Annotated in this window: 23 protein-coding genes and 1 riboswitch; of the genes, 15 read left to right on the top strand and 8 right to left on the bottom strand. The window is 70.1% G+C overall.

From position 1 onward, the window contains the following. Nucleotides 1–5: 5 nt before the first annotated feature. Nucleotides 6–1322, bottom strand: a complete 1317-nt coding sequence (gene aroA, locus ACWFR4_RS08770) for a 3-phosphoshikimate 1-carboxyvinyltransferase (RefSeq protein WP_453463161.1) — start codon at nucleotides 1320–1322, stop codon at nucleotides 6–8. Between the two features lie 66 nt (nucleotides 1323–1388). Beyond that, entirely contained in the window at nucleotides 1389–2111 is a 723-nt protein-coding gene (locus ACWFR4_RS08765) for a M50 family metallopeptidase (protein ID WP_453463164.1), read from the bottom strand. Nucleotides 2112–2160: 49 nt separating this feature from the next. Here ACWFR4_RS08765 and ACWFR4_RS08760 point away from each other — a divergent pair, with 49 nt between their 5' ends. From ACWFR4_RS08760 to ACWFR4_RS08715, 10 genes are all read left to right on the top strand, one after another. Further along, on the top strand, nucleotides 2161–2970 hold the full coding sequence (locus ACWFR4_RS08760; RefSeq protein ID WP_453651629.1) for an SOS response-associated peptidase: 810 nt from the start codon (nucleotides 2161–2163) through the stop codon (nucleotides 2968–2970). 1 nt (nucleotide 2971) lies between these two features. Beyond that, nucleotides 2972–3649 (top strand): alpha/beta hydrolase family protein, encoded by a 678-nt coding sequence (locus tag ACWFR4_RS08755; RefSeq protein ID WP_453651627.1) that lies wholly within the window; start codon nucleotides 2972–2974, stop codon nucleotides 3647–3649. Nucleotides 3650–3959: 310 nt separating this feature from the next. Beyond that, on the top strand, nucleotides 3960–4625 hold the full coding sequence (sigR, locus tag ACWFR4_RS08750; RefSeq protein ID WP_199841903.1) for an RNA polymerase sigma factor SigR: 666 nt from the start codon (nucleotides 3960–3962) through the stop codon (nucleotides 4623–4625). Beyond that, nucleotides 4622–4933: a mycothiol system anti-sigma-R factor gene (rsrA, locus tag ACWFR4_RS08745; protein WP_116510175.1), complete on the top strand. Its 312-nt coding sequence runs from the start codon at nucleotides 4622–4624 to the stop codon at nucleotides 4931–4933. The genes sigR and rsrA overlap by 4 nt, the downstream gene beginning before the upstream one ends. A 201-nt stretch (nucleotides 4934–5134) precedes the next feature. Further along, entirely contained in the window at nucleotides 5135–6460 is a 1326-nt protein-coding gene (locus ACWFR4_RS08740) for an HD-GYP domain-containing protein (protein WP_453651625.1), read from the top strand. Then, complete coding sequence (locus ACWFR4_RS08735; protein ID WP_453463175.1) at nucleotides 6379–7737, top strand: HD-GYP domain-containing protein; 1359 nt, start codon at nucleotides 6379–6381, stop codon at nucleotides 7735–7737. The genes ACWFR4_RS08740 and ACWFR4_RS08735 overlap by 82 nt, the downstream gene beginning before the upstream one ends. A gap of 150 nt (nucleotides 7738–7887) precedes the next feature. Then, nucleotides 7888–8868 (top strand): tetratricopeptide repeat protein, encoded by a 981-nt coding sequence (locus ACWFR4_RS08730; RefSeq protein ID WP_453463178.1) that lies wholly within the window; start codon nucleotides 7888–7890, stop codon nucleotides 8866–8868. Nucleotides 8869–8933: 65 nt separating this feature from the next. After that, nucleotides 8934–9584 carry a peptide deformylase gene (gene def, locus ACWFR4_RS08725; RefSeq protein ID WP_453463180.1) on the top strand — a complete coding sequence of 217 codons (651 nt, stop codon included), beginning with the start codon at nucleotides 8934–8936 and terminating at the stop codon, nucleotides 9582–9584. A 321-nt stretch (nucleotides 9585–9905) separates the two neighbouring features. Next, nucleotides 9906–11006 carry a terpene synthase family protein gene (locus ACWFR4_RS08720; protein ID WP_453651623.1) on the top strand — a complete coding sequence of 367 codons (1101 nt, stop codon included), beginning with the start codon at nucleotides 9906–9908 and terminating at the stop codon, nucleotides 11004–11006. Next, nucleotides 11003–12382: a bifunctional albaflavenone monooxygenase/terpene synthase gene (locus tag ACWFR4_RS08715; RefSeq protein WP_453463186.1), complete on the top strand. Its 1380-nt coding sequence runs from the start codon at nucleotides 11003–11005 to the stop codon at nucleotides 12380–12382. Before ACWFR4_RS08720 ends, ACWFR4_RS08715 begins: the two co-directional genes overlap by 4 nt. Nucleotides 12383–12424: 42 nt before the next feature. Here ACWFR4_RS08715 and ACWFR4_RS08710 read toward each other — a convergent pair whose 3' ends face one another. After that, the gene (locus tag ACWFR4_RS08710) at nucleotides 12425–13387 is read right to left on the bottom strand and encodes a GlxA family transcriptional regulator (protein ID WP_453463188.1); all 963 of its coding nucleotides are present in this window, start codon (nucleotides 13385–13387) and stop codon (nucleotides 12425–12427) included. A gap of 94 nt (nucleotides 13388–13481) precedes the next feature. On the opposite strand from ACWFR4_RS08710, the gene ACWFR4_RS08705 reads away from it, so the two are divergent. Beyond that, the gene (locus ACWFR4_RS08705) at nucleotides 13482–13658 is read left to right on the top strand and encodes a hypothetical protein (protein ID WP_453463191.1); all 177 of its coding nucleotides are present in this window, start codon (nucleotides 13482–13484) and stop codon (nucleotides 13656–13658) included. A gap of 86 nt (nucleotides 13659–13744) precedes the next feature. Here the strand turns inward: ACWFR4_RS08705 and ACWFR4_RS08700 are convergent, their stop codons facing one another. Together ACWFR4_RS08700 and ACWFR4_RS08695 are read right to left on the bottom strand one after the other, a co-directional pair. Next, entirely contained in the window at nucleotides 13745–14758 is a 1014-nt protein-coding gene (locus ACWFR4_RS08700; RefSeq protein ID WP_453463194.1) for a ribonucleotide-diphosphate reductase subunit beta, read from the bottom strand. After that, nucleotides 14758–17154 carry a ribonucleoside-diphosphate reductase subunit alpha gene (locus ACWFR4_RS08695; protein ID WP_453463197.1) on the bottom strand — a complete coding sequence of 799 codons (2397 nt, stop codon included), beginning with the start codon at nucleotides 17152–17154 and terminating at the stop codon, nucleotides 14758–14760. Before ACWFR4_RS08695 ends, ACWFR4_RS08700 begins: the two co-directional genes overlap by 1 nt. Before the next feature lie 117 nt (nucleotides 17155–17271). Then, a riboswitch (cobalamin riboswitch) is annotated at nucleotides 17272–17388 on the bottom strand. Between the two features lie 89 nt (nucleotides 17389–17477). Here ACWFR4_RS08695 and ACWFR4_RS08690 point away from each other — a divergent pair. Beyond that, nucleotides 17478–18221 carry a hypothetical protein gene (locus tag ACWFR4_RS08690; protein ID WP_453651621.1) on the top strand — a complete coding sequence of 248 codons (744 nt, stop codon included), beginning with the start codon at nucleotides 17478–17480 and terminating at the stop codon, nucleotides 18219–18221. Nucleotides 18222–18289: 68 nt separating this feature from the next. Here the strand turns inward: ACWFR4_RS08690 and mctP are convergent, their stop codons facing one another. From mctP to ACWFR4_RS08675, 3 genes are all read right to left on the bottom strand, one after another. Next, nucleotides 18290–19921: a monocarboxylate uptake permease MctP gene (gene mctP / locus ACWFR4_RS08685; protein WP_453467860.1), complete on the bottom strand. Its 1632-nt coding sequence runs from the start codon at nucleotides 19919–19921 to the stop codon at nucleotides 18290–18292. Further along, the gene (locus ACWFR4_RS08680; protein WP_116510150.1) at nucleotides 19918–20172 is read right to left on the bottom strand and encodes a DUF3311 domain-containing protein; all 255 of its coding nucleotides are present in this window, start codon (nucleotides 20170–20172) and stop codon (nucleotides 19918–19920) included. The genes mctP and ACWFR4_RS08680 overlap by 4 nt, the downstream gene beginning before the upstream one ends. A gap of 173 nt (nucleotides 20173–20345) precedes the next feature. Next, nucleotides 20346–21134, bottom strand: a complete 789-nt coding sequence (locus ACWFR4_RS08675; protein ID WP_116510148.1) for a GntR family transcriptional regulator — start codon at nucleotides 21132–21134, stop codon at nucleotides 20346–20348. A gap of 303 nt (nucleotides 21135–21437) precedes the next feature. On the opposite strand from ACWFR4_RS08675, the gene ACWFR4_RS08670 reads away from it, so the two are divergent. From ACWFR4_RS08670 to ACWFR4_RS08660, 3 genes are all read left to right on the top strand, one after another. After that, the gene (locus ACWFR4_RS08670) at nucleotides 21438–22718 is read left to right on the top strand and encodes an extracellular solute-binding protein (RefSeq protein ID WP_266560274.1); all 1281 of its coding nucleotides are present in this window, start codon (nucleotides 21438–21440) and stop codon (nucleotides 22716–22718) included. Between the two features lie 99 nt (nucleotides 22719–22817). Beyond that, nucleotides 22818–23804, top strand: coding sequence for a carbohydrate ABC transporter permease (locus ACWFR4_RS08665; protein ID WP_453467864.1), 987 nt, complete (start codon nucleotides 22818–22820; stop codon nucleotides 23802–23804). Then, nucleotides 23801–24640, top strand: a complete 840-nt coding sequence (locus ACWFR4_RS08660) for a carbohydrate ABC transporter permease (protein ID WP_405478625.1) — start codon at nucleotides 23801–23803, stop codon at nucleotides 24638–24640. Before ACWFR4_RS08665 ends, ACWFR4_RS08660 begins: the two co-directional genes overlap by 4 nt. Nucleotide 24641: the final 1 nt, after the last annotated feature.

The following is a 24641-nucleotide window of genomic DNA, read 5'->3' as shown; positions in this document are numbered from 1 at the left end:
GCCCGTCAGTTCCCCAGCATCCCGGCCCACAGGTCGGGGAAGTCGGGCAGGGTCTTGGCGGTCGTCCCCACGTTCTCGATCTCCACGCCCGGCACGGCGAGGCCGATGATCGCGCCCGCGGTGGCCATGCGGTGGTCGTCGTACGTGTGGAAGATCCCGCCGTGCAGGCGGCGCGGCCGGATGTGCAGGCCGTCGGCGGTCTCGGTGACGTCGCCGCCGAGCTCGTTGATCTCCTTGGTGAGCGCGGCCAGGCGGTCCGTCTCGTGCAGACGCAGGTGCGCCACGCCCCGCAGCGTGGAGGGGGAGTCGGCGAGGGCCGCGACGGCCGCGATGCCGGGCGTCAGTTCCCCGACCTCGCTCAGGTCCACGTCGATGCCGTGGACAGAGCCGGAACCGGTGAACTCGAGCCCCTGCTCGGTCAGTTCGCAGGAGCCGCCCATGAGCGTGAAGATCTCGCGCAGCCGGTCGCCGGGCTGCGTCGTGCGCTCCGGCCAGTCGGGGACGATGACCTTGCCGCCGGTGACGAGGGCCGCGGCCAGGAACGGCTGGGCGTTCGACAGGTCGGGCTCCACCGTCAGATCGCGGCCGAGCAGGGCGCCCGACGTGACCCGCCAGACGTTCGGCTCGCCGCCGGACTCCGGGGTGTCGACCTGGGCGCCGACCGTGCGCAGCATGTCGACGGTCATCCGGATGTGCGGCATCGAGGGCAGCGGGCCGCCGACGTGGCGCACCTCCACCCCCTGGTTGAAGCGCGGCGCGGACAGCAGGAGGGCGCTCACGAACTGTGACGAGGAGGACGCGTCGATCTCGACCCGGCCGCCGTCGAGGGCGCCGCTGCCGTGCACGGTCATCGGGAGCGAGCCGCGGCTGTCGTCGTCGATCCGGGCGCCGAGCACGCGCAGCGCGTCGATCACGCCGTTCAGCGGCCGCTCGTACGAACGGGGGTCGCCGTCGAAGCGCACCGGGCCGTCGGCGAGCGCCGCGACCGGGGGCAGGAAGCGCATCACCGTACCGGCGTTGCCCACGTCCACCGTGGCCGGGCCGCGCAGCCCCGAGGGGATCACGCGCCAGGCCTCGCCGGAACCGTCCGGGCCCACGCCCTCCTCGATGCCGACGCCCATGGCGCGCAGGGCGGCCGCCATCAGGAGCGTGTCGCGCGAGCGCAGCGGGCGGCGAAGCCAGCCGGGCTCGGCGGCGAGCGCGGCCAGGACGAGCGCGCGGTTGGTGACCGACTTCGACCCCGGCACATGAACCGTCGCGAAGACGGGGCCGCTCGCGTGGGGGGCGGGCCAGAGGGAGGTGTGCGCGGGGATTTCGGTCATGCCTTTACTTTAGTGGGCTCAGGCGATCGGGCCGGATCACGAGCCCCCGCCCCGCCGAGCAGGGGGTCACAGTCCGAGCAGCCAGCGGCCCCCGCCGAGCAGTGAGCACAGTGAGACGGCGTGGAAGAAGAACAGCCACATCCCGGCCGGCACGTGCGTGAGCCGCGACAGCTGGTCCGCGTCAGAGTCACCGGTCCCGCCCCGCCTGCGCTTGCTCTGCAGCTCGAACGCGGGCCGTACGCCGCCCAGGAGCAGGAACCACACGACGACGTACGCGAACGCGGCCTGCACCTGTGGTCCCGCCAGCCAGGACACGAGCACGAAGGTGCCGCCGGTCAGGATCACGGTCAGCGCGCCGTACGCGTTCCTGATCATCACGAGCAGCGCCACGAGCAGGGCAGTGGCCAGCCACAGGAGGGCCGTGATGTGTCCCGCGGCGAGCAGCGCGGCCCCGCCGAGCCCGAGGAGCGGGGGAGCGGTGTATCCCGCGGCCGCTGTCAGGATCATGCCGAGGCCCGACGGCTTGCCGCGGCTGACGGTGAGGCCGCTGGTGTCGGAGTGCAGCCTGATGCCGTCGAGACGGCGCCCGCTGACGAGGGCCACGACGCCGTGCCCGCCCTCGTGGGCGATGGTGATCGCGTTGCGGGAGAGGCGCCATATGTTGTGCGGGACGACCGCGGCGAGCGCGAGTGCCGCTGTGGCGAACACCACCCACTGGTCGGGGTCGGACTGGCTGCCGAAGACCCGGTCCCACAGGTCGGCGGCGCCGGTACTCGCGGTGACGTACATGGTTGGGGAGGCTCCCTCTGGCGGGCCAGTATCTGGCACTGTGGCACGTATGTGCGGACGGTATGCATCGAGTCGTAGGCCCGAGGATCTCGCAGGAATCTTTGAGATCGAGAAGTGGGAGCCCGAGGAGACCCTCGCGCCCGACTTCAATGTGGCCCCGACCAAGGAGGTCTACGCGGTACTCGACCGCTCTGTGAAGGACGCCGCCGACCCGAATCCGGTTCGCCAGCTGCGCACTCTCAAGTGGGGCCTCGTGCCGTCGTGGTCGAAGACCCCCGAGGGCGGCGCCCGGATGATCAACGCCCGCGCCGAGACGGTGTCCGAGAAGCCCTCGTTCCGCCGCGCCTTCTCGAGCCGCCGCTGCATCCTGCCCGCGGACGGCTACTACGAGTGGGTCACCGGGGTCGGCGAGCGTGACCTGGAGGTCGAGGGCAAGAAGAAGCGGCCGCGCAAGCAGCCCTACTTCGTCACGCCCGCCGACGGCTCCGTCTTCGCGATGGCGGGCCTGTACGAGTTCTGGCGCGACCGCACCCTGCCCGACGAGCACCCCCTCGCCTGGTGGGTGACCTGCACCGTCATCACCACCGAGGCGGAGACCGCGCCGCTCGCCGTCGCGCCCGACGAGGGGCCCCGCTCGCTCTTCGACATCCACCCCCGGATGCCGCTCATGCTCACGCCGGACCGGTGGGACGCCTGGCTCGACCCGGCCCGCACCGACGACCTGAAGTCCCTGCTCGCGCCGCCGCCGGAGGGCCTGATGCGGGCGTACCCCGTGTCGACGTCGGTCAGCAACGTGCGCAACAACGGGCCGGAGCTGCTCAAGGAGCTGGAGGGGCCCGAGGAGGGCACACTCTTCTGACGTGACCAAGAACACGACCGCGCACGCCGCCGAGCCCACCGCCAGGACCGAGACCGTCGGGACCGGCGCCGGTGAAGCGCGCATCACCTGGCATCCGGCCCCCGCGAAGAAGGCCCGGCTCGTCCTGGCCCTCAGCCATGGCGCCGGTGGCGGCATCGAGGCGCGTGACCTGAAGGCCGTCGCCGCCGCGCTGCCCGCCCACGGTGTGACCGTCGCCCTCGTCGAGCAGCCGTGGCGGGTGGCCGGCAAGAAGGTGGCACCCGCACCGAAGACCCTGGACGTCGGCTGGCGCGGGGTGTGGCCCGCTCTGGAGAAGCCGGGGCTGCCGGTCGTCTCGGGCGGGCGCAGCGCGGGCGCGCGCGTGGCGTGCCGCACGGCGCAGGAGCTCGGCGCGGCCGCCGTCCTCGCCCTGAGCTTCCCGCTCCACCCGCCGGGCCGCCCCGAGAAGTCCCGCGCCGACGAACTGCTCGGCGCCGGGGTCCCCACGCTCGTAGTCCAGGGCGGCAACGACCCCTTCGGGAAGCCCGCCGAATTCCCCGGCTCCACCGCGTACCAGCTCGTCGAAATCCCTTACGGGGACCATGGATTCGCGGTGCCGAAGCGGGCGGACATCGGCCAGGACGAGGCCCTCGCGCTCATCGTGGACGCGGTCGTGAAGTGGGCCGGATCACTCGCGTAGCCCCCGGGAATGTTGCGGCCCGGACGTCTGTTGTCCGGAACAGACGGTACGAGAGTGCTGTCGAAGACTTGCGAGAAGTCAAGTCACGAGTTGTGACGAGTGCTGACGAGAGGAAGTCCGCCGCATGGGTTCGACCATCTGCCCGAGCCGCAGCAGCGCCGCTGACCTGGAGTGGAGCGTGTTGCACGCGGCGAAGAGCGCCCCCATTCGGACGGCGGGCGGACAGGATCGCCAGGCCGCTCCGACCGAGGGTCGTCTATTCTCCGATTCGAGTGGGGTCTCCTTCGGCCCCGCCACGTCGTTGGAGGAGGTGGGTCCGGTCACTGGCACCGACGCAGGGACCGAACACGGGCAGGCGGAAGAGCCCGAGGAGACCGCCGCGGAGCGCAGTCTGCGCTTCGAGCGTGACGCGCTCACGTTCCTCGACCAGATGTACTCGGCGGCGCTGCGCATGACGCGCAATCCGGCCGACGCCGAGGACCTGGTGCAGGAGACCTACGCGAAGGCGTACGCGTCGTTCCACCAGTTCCGCGAGGGCACGAACCTCAAGGCGTGGCTGTACCGCATCCTCACGAACACCTTCATCAACTCGTACCGCAAGAAGCAGCGCGAGCCCCAGCGCAGTGCCGCCGAGGAGATCGAGGACTGGCAGCTGGCGCGCGCCGAGTCGCACATGTCGACCGGCCTGCGTTCCGCCGAGTCGCAGGCGCTCGACCACCTGCCCGACTCGGACGTGAAGTCGGCGCTCCAGGCGATCCCCGAGGAGTTCCGCATCGCGGTCTATCTCGCCGACGTAGAGGGCTTTGCGTACAAGGAGATCGCGGACATCATGGGGACACCCATCGGGACGGTGATGTCCCGCCTCCACCGGGGCCGTCGCCAGCTGCGCGGCATGCTCGAGGACTACGCCCGCGACCGCGGTCTGGTCCCGGCCGGCGCCGGAGAGTCGAACGAAGCGAAAGGCTCGGGCTCATGAGCTGCGGAGAGCCGCACGAGACGGATTGCAGTGAAGTCCTCGACCATCTCTACGAGTTCCTCGATCACGAGATGCCGGACAGCGACTGCACGAAGTTCGAGACGCACTTCGAGGAGTGCAGTCCGTGCCTGGAGAAGTACGGCCTCGAGCAGGCCGTGAAGAAGCTGGTCAAGCGGTGCTGCGGGCAGGACGACGTACCGAGCGACCTCCGGTCGAAGGTCATGGGCCGCATCGACCTGATCCGGTCGGGGCAGGCCGTGCCCGACCAGGACGTGACGGCGTCGGCTCCCAAGCTGCGCGAAGCCTGAGACTGCGGCCGCGAGGCCGAGCGGTGACGAGCGGGACGTGACGGCGATACGTCACGTCCCGCCGCCGTTCCCCGCCCCGTCACCCGAATGTGCTAATCCGCCGTCGGGTGGCCCGGGGAATCCTCGCGATGCCGCCCGCGCGCCCTTCCGACCGCTCTATCCTCCGGAACCTGAAGCGGGATCACGGGGAGGGGGGTCGGTATGCGCACGGTTCCGCCAGTGGCTCTCGGCTATGTCCTGTGCGCGGCCGGCGGCGCCCTCGCGTGCCTGGCACCCGCCGCGGGGCCGGCCACACCGTGGCCCGCCGTCGGACTCCTCGTCGTCCTCTACACGGGATGCGAACACGCGGGCCAGTGCCGCGTGATCGGGCGGCGCGTCCCCAAGGGCATGGGCACCTTCTTCCCCGTCCTGCTCGCCGGAGCGTTCCTCCTGCCGCCCGCGGCGGCCGCACTCGTCGCCGTGCCCGGAGCGCTCGTCGCGAGGACGGACCGGCGCCCGGCCGGCCTGCGCCGCGTCTGGCGCGCCGCGCAGCTCGCCCTGGCCACCTGGGCCGCCGCCCGCGTCCACGGAGCGCTCGGCGGCGCCGCGGCCGTGTCCGCGCCCCACTTCCCGTACGCGCTGGTGCCCGCAGGAGCGGCCGTCCTGGTCTTCTGCGCCGCCCTCGCCCTGCTCGACGGCGGCATCCTCGCCACCGCCGAACGCGTCCCGCTGCGCGCCGCCTGGCGCGGCCTCTTCCCGCGCGCCCTCGGGCCCGTCGCCGTGCACGGCCTCGCGGGCCTCATGATGGCCGTCCTGTGGCGCAGCCCGTACGGCCCCTTCGCCGCGCTCCTCGTGCTGCTGCCGATGTACATCTCCTGCTGGGTGTTCGGCCAGTACCACCGCGAGCGCGCCGCCCACCAGGAGACGATCCGGGCCCTCGTGCAGGCCGTCGACATCAAGGACGGGTACACGCGCGGCCACAGCGAGCGGGTCGGCCAGGCGTCCATGATGATCGCCCGCGAACTCGGCATGGCGGACGAGCGCGCCGAGGTCCTGCGGTTCGCCGGGATCCTGCACGACGTCGGCAAACTCGGCGTACCGACCCGCCTGTTGCGCAAGGACGGCCCGCTGACCCCCGAGGAGCGGCGCATCATCGAACTGCACCCCGAGTACGGGCACGAGATGGTGCGCGGGATCGGGTTCCTGGGGGAGGCGCGGGCGGCGATCCTGCATCACCACGAGCGGATGGACGGCAGCGGGTACCCCTACGGGCTCACGGGGCCGCAGATCCCGGAGTTCGCGCGGGTCGTGGCGGTGGCGGACGCGTTCGACGCGATGACGTCCACGCGGTCCTACTCGCGGGCCCGGCCCGTCGACGTCGCGCTCGCCGAGCTGTCCCGCTGTGCGGGCGCGCAGTTCGACCCGCAGATGGTCGGGGCGCTGGTGCGGGCGCTCGGGCGGCACGGGTGGCACCCCGCCGTGACCGCGGACGAGGCCGCCGCACAGGTGCCCGGGTCCCGCGTCGCGCGGCGCGGGGCCCCGCGGTGACGTGGACGCGGTCCCCGGGTCCGGGAAGTGGCCGGGCGCGCACCACGGTCGCGGCCGTCCAGGGCCTCGCCGTCGCGCTCACCGCCGTCTCCCTCGGCAGCACTCTCTGGGACGGCGTCCAGGAACCCGGGACGGCGCTCGCCTTCGGTGTGCTCATCGCCGTCGGTGAACTCGCCCGCTGGGGATCACCCGGAGGGGACAGAGAGCGCGCACCCCTGGGGGCCGCCGGCGCTCTCGCGTACGCGCTCCTCGGGGAGACGGCGGGACAGGCGACGCATCACGGAGCGCTCCAGGTCGTCGCCGTCTGCGTCGCGGCCGCGCTCGTCGGCTCCGTACCGCACCTCGCGCTCGGGCACGGCCCGTCCGCCGACCACATGGCGCGGCGCGTCCTGACCGTCGCCTTCGCCGCCGTCTGCTTCCAGCCTCTCTACAACCAGGGCAGGTTCGGCGCCTGGCTCGGTGACGGCGCGGCCTACGCGCTGCTGCTCGTCGGGCTGCTCGTCCTGACCGCGCTGTGCGACGCCGTCCTCGCCGCGGCCATGGCGCACGCCCGTACCGGCTGGCCGTTCGGGCCGCTGCTCAGGGACGAGCTGCGGGCCATGATCGGCATCGGCTCCGCGGTGTGCGCCACCGGCGCCGTCATCGCCCTCGCCGTGGCCGTCGCCGGGCTGTGGGCGCTGCCCGTCTTCTGCCTGCCCCTCCTCCTGACCCAGCTCGCGTTCCGCCGGTACGCCGCCGTGCGGACCACGTACCGGCAGACGATCACCTCGCTGGCCCGCGCGACCGAGATCGCCGGCTACACGCCTCAGGGTCACGCCCTGCGCGTCGCGGCGCTCAGCCGCGCCGTGGGCCGTGAACTGGGACTCTCCGAGCCCGACCTCACCGTCCTGGAGTACGCGGCCCTCATGCACGACATCGGGCAGCTGTCCCTCGTCGACCCGGTCGCCGACGGCGCCACCGCCGCCCTGCCCGCCCAGGAGCAGCGCCGCATCGCGCTGCTCGGCGGGGCCGTCGTGCGCCAGACGGGGGTGGACGCGGAGGTCGCCGTCGTCGTCGAGCGCCAGGCCGACCCCTACCGTGAGCAGCCTCTCACCGCGCGCATCGTCCGCACCGCCAACGCATACGACGAGATGGCCCGGGGAGAAGGCCCTCAGGGCCCCCTCACCGCCCTGGAGCGACTGCGTCTGGCCACGGGGCGCGACTACCAGCCCGATGTGGTGGAATCCCTGGCCAGGGTCGTGTCGAGGGGCGGGGTGACCCTGCCCCCGGCTGGGTAACCCATGGGTAATGAGCGGCTGTCCGGCCGTACGTGGTTGGATGCGAAGAAGAGGATGTCCGGGGGCTGGGGCCCCGGCCGTGCTCCTTGGGGGAAGGCCCCCCGAGGGCACTGTCCCCCGGACCGACAGGCGGGAATGCAGGCGGGAATCGTGAGGATCTTCGGCAAGGGACGGCACCGGCCCTCCGCCTCATGGCGGCAGGCCACCGATCGGGCGTTCACGCTCATCGGCGACGGCCGCTACGAGGACGCCGGGGCCCTGCTCACCCGAGCCGCCGACCTCGAGCCTTGGCTGTCGGAGTCCTGGTTCAACCTCGCGCTGCTGCACAAGTTCCGGCACGACTGGGAGCAGGCGCGGGCCGCGGGCCTGCGCGCGGTGGCCCTCCTCGACCGTGAGAGCGGCGCCCCCGACTGGTGGAACGTGGGCATCGCTGCCACCGCCCTGCAGGACTGGCCGCTCGCGCGGCGTGCCTGGCAGGCGTACGGCCTGAAGGTGCCGGGCGGTGCGACCGCCGCCGGTGAGCCGACCGGCATGGACCTGGGCAGTGCCGCGGTGCGTCTTTCGCCGGAGGGCGAGGCCGAGGTGGTGTGGGGGCGCAGGCTCGACCCCGCCCGTGTGGAGGTCCTGTCCATCCCGCTGCCGTCCTCCGGGCGCCGCTGGGGCGAGGTCGTACTGCACGACGGCGTGCCCCACGGGGAGCGGACGACGGCCGCCGGGCACTCGTACCCCGTCTTCGACGAGATCGAGCTGTGGGCCCCCTCGCCCGTCCCCACCTGGGTCGTCCTGCTGGAAGCCGCGACCGAGGCCGACCGGGACGCCCTGGAGCAGCTCGCCTCCGACGCCGGTTACGCCGCCGAGGACTGGTCGTCCTCCGTGCGGCTGCTGTGCCGGATGTGCTCCGAGTCGCGGATGCCGTCCGACGAGGGCGACGGCGAGCACCTGGACCCGCACGACCACAGCGAGCCTGGACATCCCGGGCCGCTCGGCCACCGCACGGACGGCCAGCTGTGGGCGCCCGAGCGCGAGTGCGGTGTCGCTGCGCCCGCGTCGCTCGTGCGGGGGCTGCTCGACGGCTGGGTCGCCGACAGCCCGGACTCCAGGGACTGGCGGGACCTTGAAGAGGTCTGCTGACCGGTCCCCGTAGGCTGTACCCCGGAAAATTTGTCGCAGCAGGTACCGGAAGGCGTACGTCGGACATGGCGCAGCAGGACATCGAGCACGAGCACGCCGGAGTGCTCCCCGTGGACGACGAGGGCTTCGTCCTCGACACCGAGGACAACGCCGCCCGCGAGGAGGCCGCCGTCGCGCGCGGCACGTCGCGGCCGATCACCGTCGTCGGGAACCCCGTCCTGCACAAGGAGTGCAAGGACGTCACCGAGTTCGGCGACGAGCTCGCGCAGCTGGTCGACGACATGTTCGCCAGCCAGCGCGCCGCGGAGGGCGTGGGCCTCGCCGCCAACCAGATCGGCGTCGACCTGAAGGTCTTCGTCTACGACTGCCCGGACGACGACGGTGCGCGCCACACCGGCGTGGTCTGCAACCCCGTGCTCCAGGAGCTGCCCGCGGACCAGCGCCGCCTCGACGACTCGAACGAGGGCTGCCTGTCCGTGCCGACGGCGTACGCGCCGCTCGCGCGCCCCGACTACGCGGTGGTGACCGGGCAGGACGAGAAGGGCAACCCGGTCAAGGTCCGCGGCACGGGCTACTTCGCGCGCTGCCTCCAGCACGAGACGGACCACCTGTACGGGTACCTGTACATCGACCGCCTCTCCAAGCGCGAGCGCAAGGACGCCCTGAAGCAGATGGCCGAGGGAACCCCGCGCTACGAGGTCGTCCCCAACGACTGAGCGGGAAGGGCCTGTTGGGTCCCGAGTGCACCAAGTGACACGTGAGCGGCGTCCGGCCGGATTTCAACTGACCGGGCGCCGCTCGCGCGTTCGGGGCCCGGACCGCCCCGGCGGTCAGGTGTGCGAACTGGCCCGGCCGCAGATGATCCGGAATCAGTCACCTAAGCGGACTTTTCCGGCGCGTGGGGGTAGTGAGGGGAGCAAATCCGTTCCCAGAACGGTCAGTTGTAGTGCTGAATAGAAAGTGCGGGGATACGCAACGGCGCGCGCCCGGCACAGCACAGGGGCGCACGCCATCAGGCGGCTGAGAGGGGTTTGTTCGTGCCTGCTTTCTCACACGGCACTTCACGGACTCGGGTGCAGACACAGACACAGACGCAGACAGTGGTCCCACCGGCGCTGGCACTACCGGCGATCGAGGAGGCGTTTCCTCGCAACCTGCATCCGTATTGGCCAAAGCTTCAGGAGAAGACGCGGTCCTGGCTGCTCCACAAGCGACTCATGCCGGCCGACAAGGTGGAGAAATATGCCGATGGCCTTTGCTACACCGACCTCATGGCGGGCTACTACATAGGAGCCCCCGACGACCTCCTCTCCGCGATTTGCGACTACAGCGCGTGGTTCTTCGTCTGGGACGACCGCCACGACCGCGACGTGATCCACGGCCGGGCCGGTGCCTGGCGACGCCTCGCCGTCCAGCTCCACGCGGCACTCGAGGCACCCCAGCTCCATCTGCAACACAAGGACCCGCTGGTGGCCGCGTTCGCCGACAGCATCGTCCGGCTGAACGGCTCCCTCACCCGTTCTTGGAACGCCCGGTTCGCCCGCCACTTCCACGTGGTGATCGACGCGTACGACCAGGAATTCCGGAACCGGACCTCGGGAACGGTGCCCACGGTCGAGGAGTACATCGAACTCCGAAGGAACACCTTCGCGCACTGGATATGGCTCGATCTCCTCGAGCCGACCGCGCAGTACGAGCTCCCGAAATGGGTGCTCGAAAGCCCCGCGTACCGGCGGGCCGCGCTCGCGTGCCAGGATTTCGCAGCCTGGTACAACGACCTCTGCTCACTACCCAAGGAACTCGCGGGCGATGAACTCCACAACCTAGGGATAAGCCTCATCCAGCATGAGGGGCTTTCCCTCGAAGAGGCCGTGGAAGAAGTCCGCCTAAGGGTCCGCGGATGCATTTCCGAATTCCTGGTCGCCGAGCCCGAAGTTCTGCGGATGGCGGACGAGGCGGCCGACGGGACTTTAGCGGGCGAGAGCCTCGCGGTGGCACTCAGGTCGTGCGTCTCCAATATGCGGAACTGGTTCAGTTCCGTGTACTGGTTCCACCACGAGTCGGGCCGCTATCAGGTGGACAGCTGGGACGACCGCGCCACTCCTCCGTACATCAGCGACCAGGCAGGTGACGAATGACCGTCGAATCGGCAGAATCCTCGGTTCCGGCTGTCGCGGAGCCCGGTGAGCGGCGCACACCGCCGTACGCCGGCGGCGGCGCGCCCCTCCTCGGGCACGCCTGGAACCTCGTGCGCGACCCCCTCGCCTTCGTCGCGGGACTGCGCGGCCACGGCGACCTGGTCCGCATCAGGCTCGGCCCGAAGACGGCGTACGCGGTCTGCGACCCCGACCTCGTGGCCGCGCTCCTCAAAAGCCCCGACTACATGGTCGGCGGCCCCCTGTGGGAGACCCTCGGAGTCCTCCTCGGCAAGGGCGTGGCGACCAGCAACGGCCCCATGCACCGGCGCCAGCGGCGCACCATCCAGCCCGCGTTCCGGACCGACCGCATCGCCGACCACGCGACCGTGATGGAGGAGGAGGCGCGCGCCATGGCGGCGCGCTGGAAGCACGGCGACACCGTCGACATCGGCGCCGAGGTGTTCCGCACCGCGGTCCGCATCGTCGCCCGCTCCGTCCTGCACGTCGACTCGGTCGACGAGCGCGCCGACCGGCTCAGCTCCTCGCTGCACACGGTCTTCAGCGGCCTGTACCGGCGCATGGTCCTGTCCGTCGGACCCTTCTACCGGCTGCCACTTCCGGCCAATCGCCGTTTCGAGCGGGCGTTGGCCGATTTGCATCGGCTGGTGGACGAGATCATTGCCGAGCGTCGCGCATCCGGCGTCAATCCGGGTGACCTGCTCGCGGCATTGCTCGGCGCCGAGGACGAGAATGGCGAAACGGTCGGCGAGCAGGAGGTGCACGACCAGGTCGTCTCCCTCGTCGTGGCCGGCGCGGAGAATGTCGCGTCGACCCTCACGTGGACGTTCCAGCTCCTCGCGGAACACCCCGAGCAGGAAAGCCGGTTGCACGAGGAGGTTGAATGCGTGGCGGATGGCCGCCCCGTCGCATTCGCCGACCTCAAGGGCCTAATCCACACGCGCAATGTCATCACGGAGGCGATGCGTATACGGCCCGCCGTATGGATTTTGACGCGGCAGGCCGCCGTCGATACCGAGCTCGGCGGCTATCACATTCCGGCCGGTGCGGACATCGTCTACAGCCCGTATGCGATGCAGCGTGATCCGCGGTCCTTCCGTGACCATCTGGAGTTCGACCCCGACCGCTGGCTTCCGGAACGCGCCGCGGAAAGCCGGCAGAGCGCGATGATGCCGTTCAGTGTCGGCAACCGGAAGTGCCCGGGCGATCACTTCAGCATGGCCGAACTGGCCATCATCCTGGCCACGGTGACGCCCCGCTGGCGGCTGGTTCCGGTCGCGGAGACGGACAGCACGGCCCGCATCGGGATCACGCTCCAGCCCAAGCGGGCGCTGTTGCGGGTGGAGGAGCGCGGCTAGCGGTCAACGCGCCGGTGCGCGGGGCCGGTCGGCCCCGCGCGCCTAGGCCGCGGACCGTACGCGGAACGTGCGGCGGAAGGCGTTGGGCGTCGTGCCCAGCGCCTTCATGAACTGATGCCGCATCGCCGCAGCGTTGCCGAACCCGGCCCGCCCGGCGATCGACTCCACCGTCTCGTCCGTCTGCTCCAGCAACTCCTGGGCCAGTAGCACCCGTTGGCGAAGCAGCCAGCGGTACGGCGTCGTGCCCGTCTCCTGCTGGAAGCGGCGCGCGAAGGTGCGCGGCGACATGAGGGCGCGCGCCGCGAGCTCCTCGACCGTGAGCGTCTCGTCCAGATGTGCCTCCATCCACGCCAGTACGGCCCCCACGGTGTCGCAGGGAGTGACGGGCAGCGGGCGGTCCACGTACTGGGCCTGCCCGCCGTCGCGGTGCGGCGGGACCACCATGCGGCGGGCGATGGCGTTGGCGACCTCGGAGCCGTGCTCCGTGCGGACGATGTGCAGACAGGCGTCGATGCCGGCGGCGGTGCCCGCCGAGGTGATGACCGGCCCCTCGTCGACGTACAGGACGTCGGGGTCGACGCGGGTGCGCGGGAACGCGACGGCGAGCTCGTGCGCGTACCGCCAGTGCACCGCGCACCTGCGGCCGTCGAGCAGTCCGGCCTCGCCGAGCACGAACACCCCCGAGCAGACGCTGAGGACGCGCGCGCCCCGGTCGACGGCCCGGCGCAGCGCGTCGAGCAGCTCGGGAGGGTAGCCCTCGCGGATGCGGCCCGCCGCGGGGACGGCGATGAGGTCGGCCTCCTCGAGCCGCTCCAGGCCGAACGGGGTGGAGATCGTCATGCCCGGTACATGGGTGGTCAGGTCGGGCCCCTCGGCGGACACGGCCGCGAAGTCGTACACGGGCAGCCCGGCATCGCTGCGGTCGAGGCCGAACACCTCGCAGATGACGCCGAGTTCGAAGGGATGCACACCGTCGAGCAGCACTGCGGCCACGTTCTTCAGCATGCCGTCCAGTGTGCCGCAGGCTTGGCAGTAATTCGAGGGTCAGTGACAGTCCTGCCACTGCCGGATGCGTCCGCGGGGGACGAGAGTGGAGGACATGAACACAGCGATGAACTACCTCACCGTCCTCTTCGTCTTCGCCCTCCTGGCCGCCCCGTCCCTGTACGGGATCGCCCACGACCGCCGGATCGACCGGCAGCTCCGGCAAGCCCGGCAGGCGGGGCGGGGCACCGAACGCCCCTCCCGCCGCGCCGAGTTCACGACCGTCGCCTAGAGGTCCCGGCCTGAGATCTCGGCCTGAGATCTCGGCCTGAGATCCGGCCTGAGATCCGGCCTGAGATCTCGGCCAGAGGTCCCGGCCTAGAAGTCCTCGTCGAACCCGACCGAGCCCTCGACCGCGACCTGGTACGCCGACGGCCTGCGCTCGAAGAAGTTCGTCAGTTCCTGGACGCCCTGGAGCTCCATGAAGGAGAAAGGGTTCTCCGAGCCGTAGACCGGCGCGAAGCCGAGGCGCTGGAGGCGCTGGTCGGCGACGCACTCCAGGTACTGGCGCATCGAGTCGGTGTTCATGCCGGGAAGGCCGTCACCGCACAGGTCGCGGGCGAACTGGAGCTCGGCCTCGACCGCCTCGCGCAGCATCGCGACGACCTGCTCCTGGAGCCGGTCGTCGAACAGGTCCGGCTCCTCCTTGCGGACGGTGTCGACGACCTCGAACGCGAACGACATGTGCATCGTCTCGTCGCGGAACACCCAGTTGGTGCCGGTCGCGAGGCCGTGCAGCAGGCCGCGGCTGCGGAACCAGTACACGTAGGCGAACGCCCCGTAGAAGAACAGGCCCTCGATGCACGCGGCGAAGCAGATCAGGTTGAGGAGGAAGCGGCGGCGGTCCGCCTTCGTCTCCAGGCGGTCCAGCTTCTCGACCGAATCCATCCACTTGAAGCAGAACTCGGCCTTCTCGCGGATGGAGGGGATCTCCTCGACCGCGTCGAACGCGGCCGCGCGGTCCTCCGGGTCGGGGAGGTAGGTGTCCAGGAGGGTCAGGTAGAACTGGACGTGCACGGCCTCCTCGAACAGCTGGCGCGACAGGTACAGGCGCGCCTCGGGGGAGTTGATGTGCTTGTACAGCGTCAGGACCAGGTTGTTCGAGACGATCGAGTCACCCGTCGCGAAGAACGCGACAAGGCGGCCGATCATGTGCTGCTCGCCCGGCGACAGCTTCGCGAGGTCGGCGACGTCCGAGTGGAGATCGACCTCCTCGACGGTCCAGGTGTTCTTGATCGCGTCCCGGTAGCGCTCGTAGAAGTCCGGGTAGCGCATGGGACGCAGGGTCAGCTCGAAGCCCGGGTCGAGCAGGTTCTTGTTCGTGCTGGTCATTACTGGCAGGCCTCGCAGGACTCGGGGTTTTCGAGGGAGCAGGCGATGGCCTCGGGGTCGGCGGCCTGCTGTGCGGGAATGGGAGCGGCGGATGCCGCGCGGGCGATCCGCGTCGCCGGGCGCGAGCGCAGGTAGTACGTCGTCTTCAGACCCGACTTCCAGGCGTACGCGTACATCGACGAGAGCTTGCCGATGGTGGGCGTCTCCAGGAACAGGTTCAGTGACTGCGCCTGGTCGAGGAACGGCGTACGGGCCGCCGCCATGTCGATGAGGCCGCGCTGCGGGATCTCCCACGCCGTGCGGTACAGCTCGCGCACCTCGGCCGGGATCCAGCCGAAGCCCTGCACGGAGCCGCTGGACTCGCGCAGCGCCTCGCGGGTCTGCGCGTCCCACACGCCGAGCCGCTTGAGCTCCTGGACCAGATAGGAGTTGACCTGGAGGAACTCGCCGGACAGCGTCTCGCGCTTGAACAGGTTGGAGACCTGCGGCTCGATGCACTCGTAGACGCCCGCGATGGAGGCGATCGTGGCCGTGGGCGCGATGGCGAGGAGCAGGGAGTTGCGCATGCCCGTGGCGGCGATGCGCTCGCGCAGCGCGGCCCAGCGCTCCGGCCAGGTCAGCTCGACGCCGTAGTGGTCGGGGTGCAGCACACCGCGCGCGGTGCGCGTCTTCTCCCAGGCGGGGAGCGGGCCGTTGCGCTCGGCGAGGCCGGCGGACGCCTCGTACGCGGCGAGCATGATGCGCTCGGCGATCCGCGTGGACAGGGCCTTCGCCTCGGGGGAGTCGAAGGGCAGCTTCAGCTGGAAGAAGACGTCCTGGAGGCCCATCGCGCCGAGGCCCACCGGGCGCCACTTGGCGTTGGAGCGGCCGGCCTGCTCGCTCGGGTAGAAGTTGATGTCGACGACGCGGTCGAGGAACGTGACGGCCGTGCGGACGGTCTCGTCGAGGCGCTCCCAGTCGATCTCCCCGCCGTCGGCTCCCTGCCGCACGAAGGCGCCGAGGTTGACCGAGCCCAGGTTGCAGACCGCGGTCTCGCCGTCGTCCGTGACCTCCAGGATCTCGGTGCACAGGTTCGAGGAGTGGACGACGTTGCCGCGCTCCGCCGTCTGGTTGGCGGTGCGGTTGGCGGCGTCCTTGAAGGTCAGCCAGCCGTTGCCGGTCTGCGCCAGCGTGCGCATCATGCGGCCGTACAGCTCGCGGGCCGGCATCGTCTTCTGCGCGAGCCCGGCGGCCTCCGCCGCGCGGTACGCGGTGTCGAACTCCTCGCCCCACAGGTCGACGAGGTCGGGCACGTCGGACGGCGAGAAGAGCGACCACGTGCCGTCATCGGCGACGCGGCGCATGAACTCGTCGGGGATCCAGTGCGCGAGGTTGAGGTTGTGGGTGCGCCGGGCGTCCTCGCCGGTGTTGTCCCGCAGCTCCAGGAACTCCTCGATGTCGGAGTGCCATGTCTCCAGGTAGACGGCCGCGGCGCCCTTGCGCCGGCCGCCCTGGTTCACCGCGGCGACGGACGCGTCGAGGGTCTTCAGGAACGGCACGATGCCGTTGGAGTGCCCGTTCGTGCCGCGGATCAGCGAACCGCGCGAGCGGATCCGCGAGTACGAGAGTCCGATGCCGCCCGCGTGCTTGGAGAGCCGCGCGACCTGGTGGTAGCGGTCGTAGATGGAGTCCAGCTCGTCGAGGGGCGAGTCGAGGAGGTAGCAGGACGACATCTGCGGGTGGCGGGTGCCGGAGTTGAAGAGCGTCGGCGACGACGGCAGATAGTCGAGGCGGCTCATCAGGCGGTACAGGGAGGCGACTTCGTCGAGCGCGCGGACCGAGTCGTCCTCGGCGAGGCCGCACGCGACGCGCAGCATGAAGTGCTGCGGGGTCTCGACGACCTGCCGGGTGATCGGGTGGCGCAGCAGATAGCGGCTGTGCAGGGTGCGCAGTCCGAAGTAGCCGAAGCGGTCGTCGGCGCCCTCGGTGACGGAGGCGGTGACGAGCGCGTCGAGGCGTTCGGCGTGCAGCGTCACGAAGTCGTACGTGCGGTCGGCGATCAGGCCCTCGCGGTGGCCCACCGCGACGGACTCGGAGAACGAGGTGACGCCCTGCGACGCGGCCTCGTCGGCGATGCTGATCGTCAGGAGCCTGGCGGCGAGCCGCGAGTACGCCGGGTCGTCGGAGATGAGGCCCGCGGCGGCTTCGGTGGCGAGGGAGCGCAGTTCGGCGGTGACGCCGGAGTCCGCCACCGCGGACCTGCCGCGCAGCGCGGCGGCGGCGACCTTGCCCGGGTCGGTGTCCGGGAGGTCGGCCGTCAGTTCGGTCAGGGTGCGCAGCAGCGCGGTTCCCGGAGCGTCGTGCTGTTCGGGGTTCCCTGCCAGCTCTGAGGCCGGTTCGGCGGGCGCGATGGTCACGTGGGGCTCTCCCTCGCTCGGCTCTGGGCCTGACGGGGAGGAGGGCACGGGGGCATGGCGGGGCCCGCGTCACCGGCCCACTCCACGAGACCCGGACGTCGTCATCCCGGGCCGGACGGCTCGGGCGGGCTGTCGACAGGTCCTCGGACTCGCGTATGCGTGCATACGTACACCGTTGCGGGACAGTTCCGGAATTGCGCCGGATTCCCCTGCGGCGACAGCGAGCATGAGCATACATCTTGTGTCGGCCTTGGATGGCAGCCCCACATCTTGTGTCGACTAGGGTTGCGGCCGAACTGGTGGCCTAGCAGGGGGAGGCGCGGGTGCGGGTGCGGGGAGCGGGCTGTGCCGCGGTACTGCTGATGCTGGTCGCCGGGTGCGGGAACGGCGGGATCGCCGGGGACGGCGGGTCCGGGCAGCGGGGCGAGGGCGGGAGCGAGCAGCCGTCGGCGTCCGGCGTCGACGGTACGGAGGATCCCGCGAAGGTCTTCACGGGCGCCGAGTTGGGCGCCGCCCTCCTTCCGGCCGAGACCGTGGGCAAGGGCGCGAAGGCGTTAGAGGTCTACCTGGGACTCTTCGACCAGGGTTCCGGGGGAGGCGACTGGAGCACCTGCGTCGCGGGCCGGGACGCGCACGGGGAACTGTGGCGCATGCGGGGCGCCAGCGCCGAGCGGACGTTCCGTCCGGACCCCGCGGCGGTGGACGACGACGACCCCTTCGTCTACGAGCGCCTGGTCTCGATGCCGGCCGGGCGGGCCGGGCGCTATCTCGAACTGCGCCGCGAGCTCCACGAGGCGTGTGGCCGCGTCACCGTCGACACCGACGGCGCGCTCGCCGAGGAGCACCACGAGGTCCGGCCGCTGCCGGACCTGGGCGACGAGGCGGTCCTGGAGACCACGAGGACCACGGGCGGCGACGAGTACGACGGGAGTGCGCACTACGTGGTCGAACTGCGGGTCGGCGGCGTCCTGGTGATCGTGGGGGCGGGCACGGACCGGGCCCTGACGCTCTCCTCGGCCGCCGAGGCGGCGCGGCGGGTCGGGAAGGACCTCTACGGAGCTTCGTGAACCCCGGGTACGCCAACGGGCCGCCGGAGGGATCCGGCGGCCCGTTGCCGTACTCGAGGGAAGTCGGGTCAGTGCCCGCCGGTTCCCGCCGTCGCCTCCGGCAGCTTCTTCAGGACGCCCGGGTCGCCGGCGTCCGCCGTGTAGTCCGCCGCGGACGTCTCGTCGACGCCCTCAGGGGCCTTCAGCGCCTTCAGGACGAAGGTGAGGACCACAGTGACCACCACGTTCATGACGAACGCCGTGAGGCCGATGTAGCCGATCTCGCCGATGCCCGGGATCTCCTTGGCGCTGCCGCCGAAGTGCTTCTGGGTCGGCGACGCGACCCCGTACGCGGCGAGCGTGCCGTAGACCATGCCGACCGCCCAGCCGGCGAGCAGCGCCCAGCGGTGGAACCAGCGAGTGAACAGGCCGCCGACGAGGGCCGGCATGGTCTGGAGGATCCAGATGCCGCCCAGGAGCTGGAAGTTGATCGCGACGGTCTTGTCCATGGTGAGGACGAAGGCGAGCGCGCCGACCTTCACGAGCAGCGACACCCGCTTGGAGACCTTGGTCTCCTGCTCGGGCGTCGCGTCCGGCTTGATGAAGTCCTTGTAGATGTTGCGCGTGAACAGGTTCGCCGCGGCGATGGACATGATCGCGGCGGGCACGAGCGCGCCGATGCCGATGGCCGCGAACGCGACGCCCGTGAACCAGTCGGGGAACATGTCCTCGAAGAGCTGCGGGATCGCCAGCTGCCCGTTCTGCACCTTGATCCCGGCCGCGATCGCCATGAAGCCGAGCAGCGCGAGCAGGCCCAGCATCAGGGAGTACAGGGGCAGGATGGTGGTGTTGCGGCGGATCACGTTGCGGCTGCGCGAGGACAGCGTCGCCGTGATCGAGTGCGGGTACATGAAGAGCGCCAGCGCCGAGCCGAGGGCCAGCGTCGCGTATGTCCACTGCCCGGCCGGTGCCGGGGCGAGCGATCCGACCGGCTTGCCCGTCGCCGGGTTGGGCGTCGCGAACTTCTCGTTCGCCGCGTGGAAGATGGCGTCGAAGCCGCCCAGCTTGATCGGGATGTAGATGATCGCGACGGCGATGACGAGGTAGATCAGGCCGTCCTTGACGAACGCGATCAGGGCGGGGGCCCGCAGACCCGACGAGTACGTGTACGCGGCGAGCACCGCGAACGCGATGAGCAGCGGCAGGTCCTTGATGAACCAGTTGGTCGACTCGTCGCCGCCGACGCCCATGACGTCCAGGACGGCCTGGATGCCGACGAGTTGGAGCGCGATGTACGGCATCGTGGCGAGGATGCCGGTGACGGCGACGGCGAGGGACAGGCCCTTGGAGCCGAAGCGGCCGCGCACGAAGTCGGAGGTCGTCACATAGCCGTGCTTGTGCGACACCGACCACAGACGCGGCAGGAAGGTGAAGATCAGCGGGTAGACGAGGATCGTGTAGGGCACGGCGAAGAAGCCGGACGCGCCGGCCGCGTAGATCGCCGCCGGGACGGCCACGAAGGTGTACGCGGTGTAGAGGTCGCCGCCGAGCAGGAACCAGGTGACCCAGGTTCCGAACGACCGTCCGCCCAGGCCCCATTCGTCGAGGCTCTGCTCGCTGTCGGACCTGCGCCAGCGCGCGGCCAGGAAGCCCATGACCGTGACGGCGATGAAGAAGAAGATGAAGACGCCGAGTGCGACGCCGTTGACTCCGCCGTTCATGCCTGCCCACCCGTCTTCCGGGCGCGCTGGTCACGCTGCCACAGCTTGTACGCGATCATCGTCAGCGCCGTGGAGATGAGCACCCACAGCATCTGGTACCAGTAGAAGAACGGAATACCGATGAAGGTCGGGTCGACCTTCGCGTAGGAGCCGACCCAGAGCATCGCCACGAACGGCGCGACGAGGCACAGGGCAATGACCACTCGCACCGGTGTGACCACCGGCCGTTTCACTTCAGGCACATCCGACATACGGCGGTCCGTCCCCTCGCTGATCCCGCTTATCTCATGCTTAACGTGGCGGAAATCTAGGCGACGATCTCGTCGTATGGAACCCCCGTCCGGATAACGGACAATGCGTGGCCGACATGCCGTTCATGTGCCGACTCTTCGGTCGGCACAAGCGGGTCCGCGTACGGCGTCCGTCAGTCCGTCGGACGCTTGAGGCGGGCCACGAACTTGTAGCGGTCGCCCCGGTACACCGAGCGCACCCACTCGACGGGCTGCCCCGTGCCGTCCAAGGAGTGCCGCGACAGCATCAGCATGGGCAGGCCCACGTCCGTGCCGAGCAGGCCCGCCTCGCGCGGGGTGGCAAGGGACGTCTCGATGGTCTCCTCGGCCTCGGCCAGGCGCACGCCGTAGACCTCGGCGAGCGCCGTGTACAGGGACGTGTACTTGACCAGGGAGCGGCGCAGTGCGGGGAAGCGCTTGGCCGACAGATGCGTCGTCTCGATGGCCATCGGCTCGCCGCTCGCGAGGCGGAGCCGCTCGATGCGCAGGACGCGGCCGCCCGCCGTGATGTCGAGGAGCCCGGCGAGGGTGTCGTCGGCGGTGACGTAGCCGATGTCCAGGAGCTGTGACGTGGGTTCCAGGCCCTGGGCGCGCATGTCCTCGGTGTACGAGGTCAGTTGCAGCGCCTGCGAGACCTTGGGCTTGGCGACGAACGTCCCCTTGCCCTGGATGCGCTCGAGCCGGCCCTCGACGACCAGTTCCTGAAGAGCCTGGCGCACGGTCGTGCGGGAGGTGTCGAACTCGGCGGCGAGGGTGCGCTCGGGCGGGACCGGGGTGCCCGGGGGCAGCGTCTCGGTCATGTCCAGCAAGTGCCGCTTCAGGCGGTAGTACTTGGGCACGCGCGCGGTGCGGCCCGCTGCGGGTGCCTCCGCCGTCGTGGCGCCGCCCGCATCGGTTCCGCTGCTGCCCGCATGGGTGCCCATGGTCCGCCTTCCCGGCTCCTGTGGTGCTGCCGTCACCGGCTCCTCCGTCTGTCGCGGCTCACATCGTGGCACGGCCCTCCCCGGGGGTGCCGTGCTCCCTCAGGTGTCGGTCCGATAACGGACGTGACAGCCCTTCTTATACACCCTTGACACCCCTAAAGGTCTAGGCCAAGCTCCGGGTACTGGTCTACACCATTAAAGACCAGGTCCCAGTCCCACGTGCAGTACCACGTCGAGTTTGTTGTGTTCGTCGTATCCGTCGTCGTGGGCGGGGGGGTTGCTGGCATCCCTGAGGAGGGTGACGTGAAGCGCAGGCTCATTGCGGCTATCGGTGTCGCGGGCATGTTGGTTTCGATCGCGGCTTGTGGCAGTGGTGATGACGGCGGCAAGGACAAGAAGGCCGGCGCCGACGGCTACAAGGGCCAGACGCTGACCGTGTGGGCCATGGACGGCTCGACGCCGGACACCTGGCAGAAGGACGTCACGGCGGCCTTCGAGAAGAAGACCGGCGCGAAGCTGAAGATCGAGATCCAGCAGTGGAACGGCATCCAGCAGAAGCTGACCACCGCCCTGTCCGAGGAGAACCCGCCCGACGTCTTCGAGGTCGGCAACACGCAGACCCCCGCCTACGCCAAGACCGGCGGCCTCGCCGACCTCTCCGACCTCAAGTCCTCGGTCGGCGCCGACTGGGCCGAGTCGATGAACAAGTCCGCGGTCTCGGACGGCAAGCAGTACGCCGCCCCGTGGTTCGTCGTGAACCGCGTCGTCATCTACAACAAGAAGATCTGGGCCGACGCCGGCATCAAGGACACCCCCAAGACGCGCGACGAGTTCTACAAGGACCTCGAGGCCATCGGCAAGAAGACGGACGCCGAGCCGATCTACCTGCCCGGCCAGAACTGGTACCACTTCGTCGGCCTGACCATCGGTGAGGGCGCCGAACTCGTCAAGAAGGACGGCGACAAGTACGTCTCCAACCTGGGTGACCCCAAGGTCGCCGCCGCCATGGAGACGTACAAGAAGTTCCAGGCCCTGTCCAAGGCCCCCAAGGACAAGGACGAGGCCACCCCGCAGCAGGCCGAGGTCTTCGCCAAGGGCAAGACCGGCTCCTTCATCGGCATGGGCTGGGAGTCCGCCCTCGCCATCAAGGCCAACCCGAAGATCGAGAAGGAGATCGGCTACTTCACCGTCCCCGGTGTCACGGCCGACAAGCCCGAGGGTGTCTTCCTCGGCGGCTCCAACCTCGCCGTCGCAGCGGGCAGCAAGAAGCAGGACCTCGCCAAGGAGTTCCTGAAGCTCGCGCTCTCCGACAAGTTCGAGGGCCAGCTCGCCAAGGAAGGCGGCGTGATCCCCAACAAGGAGGCGCTGCAGTCCAACCTCAAGGGCAACGCGGCCGCCGAGGCCGCCGCTCCCGCCGCGGCCGGCGGCGGCACCACCCCGCTGATCCCGGAGTGGGCCCCGGTCGAGAACGCGCCCAACCCGATCAAGACCTACATGACCGCGGTGCTGAAGGGTAAGTCCCCGGCCGCCGCCGCCAAGCAGGTCGAGGCCGAGTTCAACAAGCGCCTCTCGCAGAAGCAGTAAGGCAGCAACAGGCCCCGCGGGGACGGAGAGTGCCGGCAGGCCCTCCGCCCCCCGCGGGGTCCACGGTGTCCCGGCAGGCCCAGAAAAGAGATGGCGAGCATGACCGTGCAGACCGAACGGCCGCCCTCCGGTCCGGCGGAGGTCCTGAAAGCGGACGGCGGGGGATCCGGCGGACCGAGAAAGCAGGCCCGCGCACGGGCCGGGGCGTTCGCGCCCTATCTGCTGCTGCTTCCCGCGGTCGCGGCCACCGTGCTGCTCCTCGGCTGGCCGCTGCTCAAGGACGGGCTCCTGTCGTTCCAGAACCTCAACATGGGGCAGCTGATCCAGCATGTCACCGAGTGGAACGGCTTCGACAACTACCAAGAGGTGCTGACCAGTTCGGACTTCTGGCGGGTGACCGGACGCTCCATCGTCTTCACCCTCGTCAACGCCGTCCTGATCATGCTGATCGGCACCCTCGTCGGCCTGCTCCTCGCCCGGCTCGGCAAGCGCATGCGCGTCCTGCTCCTCGTCGGGCTCGTGCTCGCCTGGGCGATGCCCGTCGTCGCCGCGACCACCGTCTACCAGTGGCTGTTCGCGGAACGCTTCGGCGTCGTCAACTGGGTCCTCGACAAGCTCGGCTGGCACTCCATGGCCGACTACAGCTGGACCGGCAGCCAGATGTCGACGTTCTTCGTCGTCACCGTGCTGATCGTCTGGATGTCGATCCCGTTCGTCGCGATCAACCTCTACGCCGCGACGACCACCATCCCCAAGGAGCTCTACGAAGCCGCGTCCCTCGACGGCGCCGGCCCCTGGAAGAGCTTCCTCTCGGTCACCCTGCCGTATCTGCGGCCCTTCCTCTACGCGACGACGTTCCTCGAGATCATCTGGGTCTTCAAGGCGTTCGTCCAGGTCTTCACGATCAACGGCGGCGGCCCCGACCGGCTCACCGAGATCCTGCCCGTGTACGCGTACATCGAGGGCGTCGGCAACCAGCACTTCGGCATGGGCGCGGCGATCGCCGTCCTGACGATCCTGATCCTGCTCGTGCTGACCGCCTACTACCTCCGGATCGTGCTCAAGCAAGAGGAGGACGAGCTGTGAAGCGCTCTGCTTCGTCGACGTTCCGCCGCGCCTGGCCCAACGTGACGGCCGTGATCCTGTTCATCGGCTTCGTCTTCCCCGTCTACTGGATGTTCGCCACGGCGCTCAAGCCGACCGGCGACATCATCAGCGAGAACCCCGTCTGGTTCCCGACCGACATCACCTTCGAGCACTTCAGGACGGCGTTCGGCGCCGACAACTTCTGGACGCTGGTACGCAACTCGGTCACCGTCACCGTGCTCGCCGTCGTCTTCTCGCTGGTCATCGGCCTGGCCGCGTCGTTCGCCCTCGCGCGGATGCGGTTCAAGGGCCGCCGCGGTTTCATCATCGGTTTCATGCTGGCCCAGATGGCGCCGTGGGAAGTCATGGTCATCGCGATCTACATGATCGTGCGCGACGCGTCGATGCTGAACAGCCTCGTCCCGCTGACCCTCTTCTACATGGTGATGATCCTGCCCTTCACCCTCCTCACGCTGCGCGGATTCGTCGCCGCCGTGCCCAGGGAGCTGGAGGAGTCCGCGATGGTCGACGGCTGCACCCGCATGCAGGCCTTCCGCAGGGTGATCCTGCCGCTGCTCGCGCCCGGCCTGATGTCGACCTCGATGTTCGGCTTCATCACCGCCTGGAACGAGTTCCCGATGGTCCTCGTCCTCAACAAGTCGCCCGAGGCACAGACGCTGCCGCTGTGGCTCTCCAGTTTCCAGACCGCCTTCGGCGACGACTGGGGTGCGACCATGGCCGCGTCCTCGCTCTTCGCGATCCCGATCCTGATCCTCTTCGTCTTCCTGCAGCGCAGGGCCGTCAGCGGCCTCACCGACGGCGCCGTGAAGGGATAAC

This window comes from Streptomyces sp. NPDC055140, from assembly GCF_053607285.1.
The sequence above is the reverse complement of the archived record's forward strand: the minus strand, read 5'-3'. Positions and strand labels throughout refer to the sequence as shown.

Coding starts and splice junctions, on each gene's coding strand:
- ACWFR4_RS08680 (WP_116510150.1), bottom strand. CDS start 20,172: ATGTCGGATGTGCCTGAAGTGAAACGGCCGGTGGTCACACCGGTGCGA.
- ACWFR4_RS08760 (WP_453651629.1), top strand. CDS start 2,161: ATGTGCGGACGGTATGCATCGAGTCGTAGGCCCGAGGATCTCGCAGGA.
- ACWFR4_RS08675 (WP_116510148.1), bottom strand. CDS start 21,134: ATGGGCACCCATGCGGGCAGCAGCGGAACCGATGCGGGCGGCGCCACG.
- ACWFR4_RS08740 (WP_453651625.1), top strand. CDS start 5,135: ATGCGCACGGTTCCGCCAGTGGCTCTCGGCTATGTCCTGTGCGCGGCC.
- ACWFR4_RS08705 (WP_453463191.1), top strand. CDS start 13,482: ATGAACACAGCGATGAACTACCTCACCGTCCTCTTCGTCTTCGCCCTC.
- ACWFR4_RS08700 (WP_453463194.1), bottom strand. CDS start 14,758: ATGACCAGCACGAACAAGAACCTGCTCGACCCGGGCTTCGAGCTGACC.
- ACWFR4_RS08665 (WP_453467864.1), top strand. CDS start 22,818: ATGACCGTGCAGACCGAACGGCCGCCCTCCGGTCCGGCGGAGGTCCTG.
- def (WP_453463180.1), top strand. CDS start 8,934: ATGGCGCAGCAGGACATCGAGCACGAGCACGCCGGAGTGCTCCCCGTG.
- aroA (WP_453463161.1), bottom strand. CDS start 1,322: ATGACCGAAATCCCCGCGCACACCTCCCTCTGGCCCGCCCCCCACGCG.
- mctP (WP_453467860.1), bottom strand. CDS start 19,921: ATGAACGGCGGAGTCAACGGCGTCGCACTCGGCGTCTTCATCTTCTTC.
- ACWFR4_RS08765 (WP_453463164.1), bottom strand. CDS start 2,111: ATGTACGTCACCGCGAGTACCGGCGCCGCCGACCTGTGGGACCGGGTC.
- ACWFR4_RS08710 (WP_453463188.1), bottom strand. CDS start 13,387: ATGCTGAAGAACGTGGCCGCAGTGCTGCTCGACGGTGTGCATCCCTTC.
- ACWFR4_RS08715 (WP_453463186.1), top strand. CDS start 11,003: ATGACCGTCGAATCGGCAGAATCCTCGGTTCCGGCTGTCGCGGAGCCC.
- rsrA (WP_116510175.1), top strand. CDS start 4,622: ATGAGCTGCGGAGAGCCGCACGAGACGGATTGCAGTGAAGTCCTCGAC.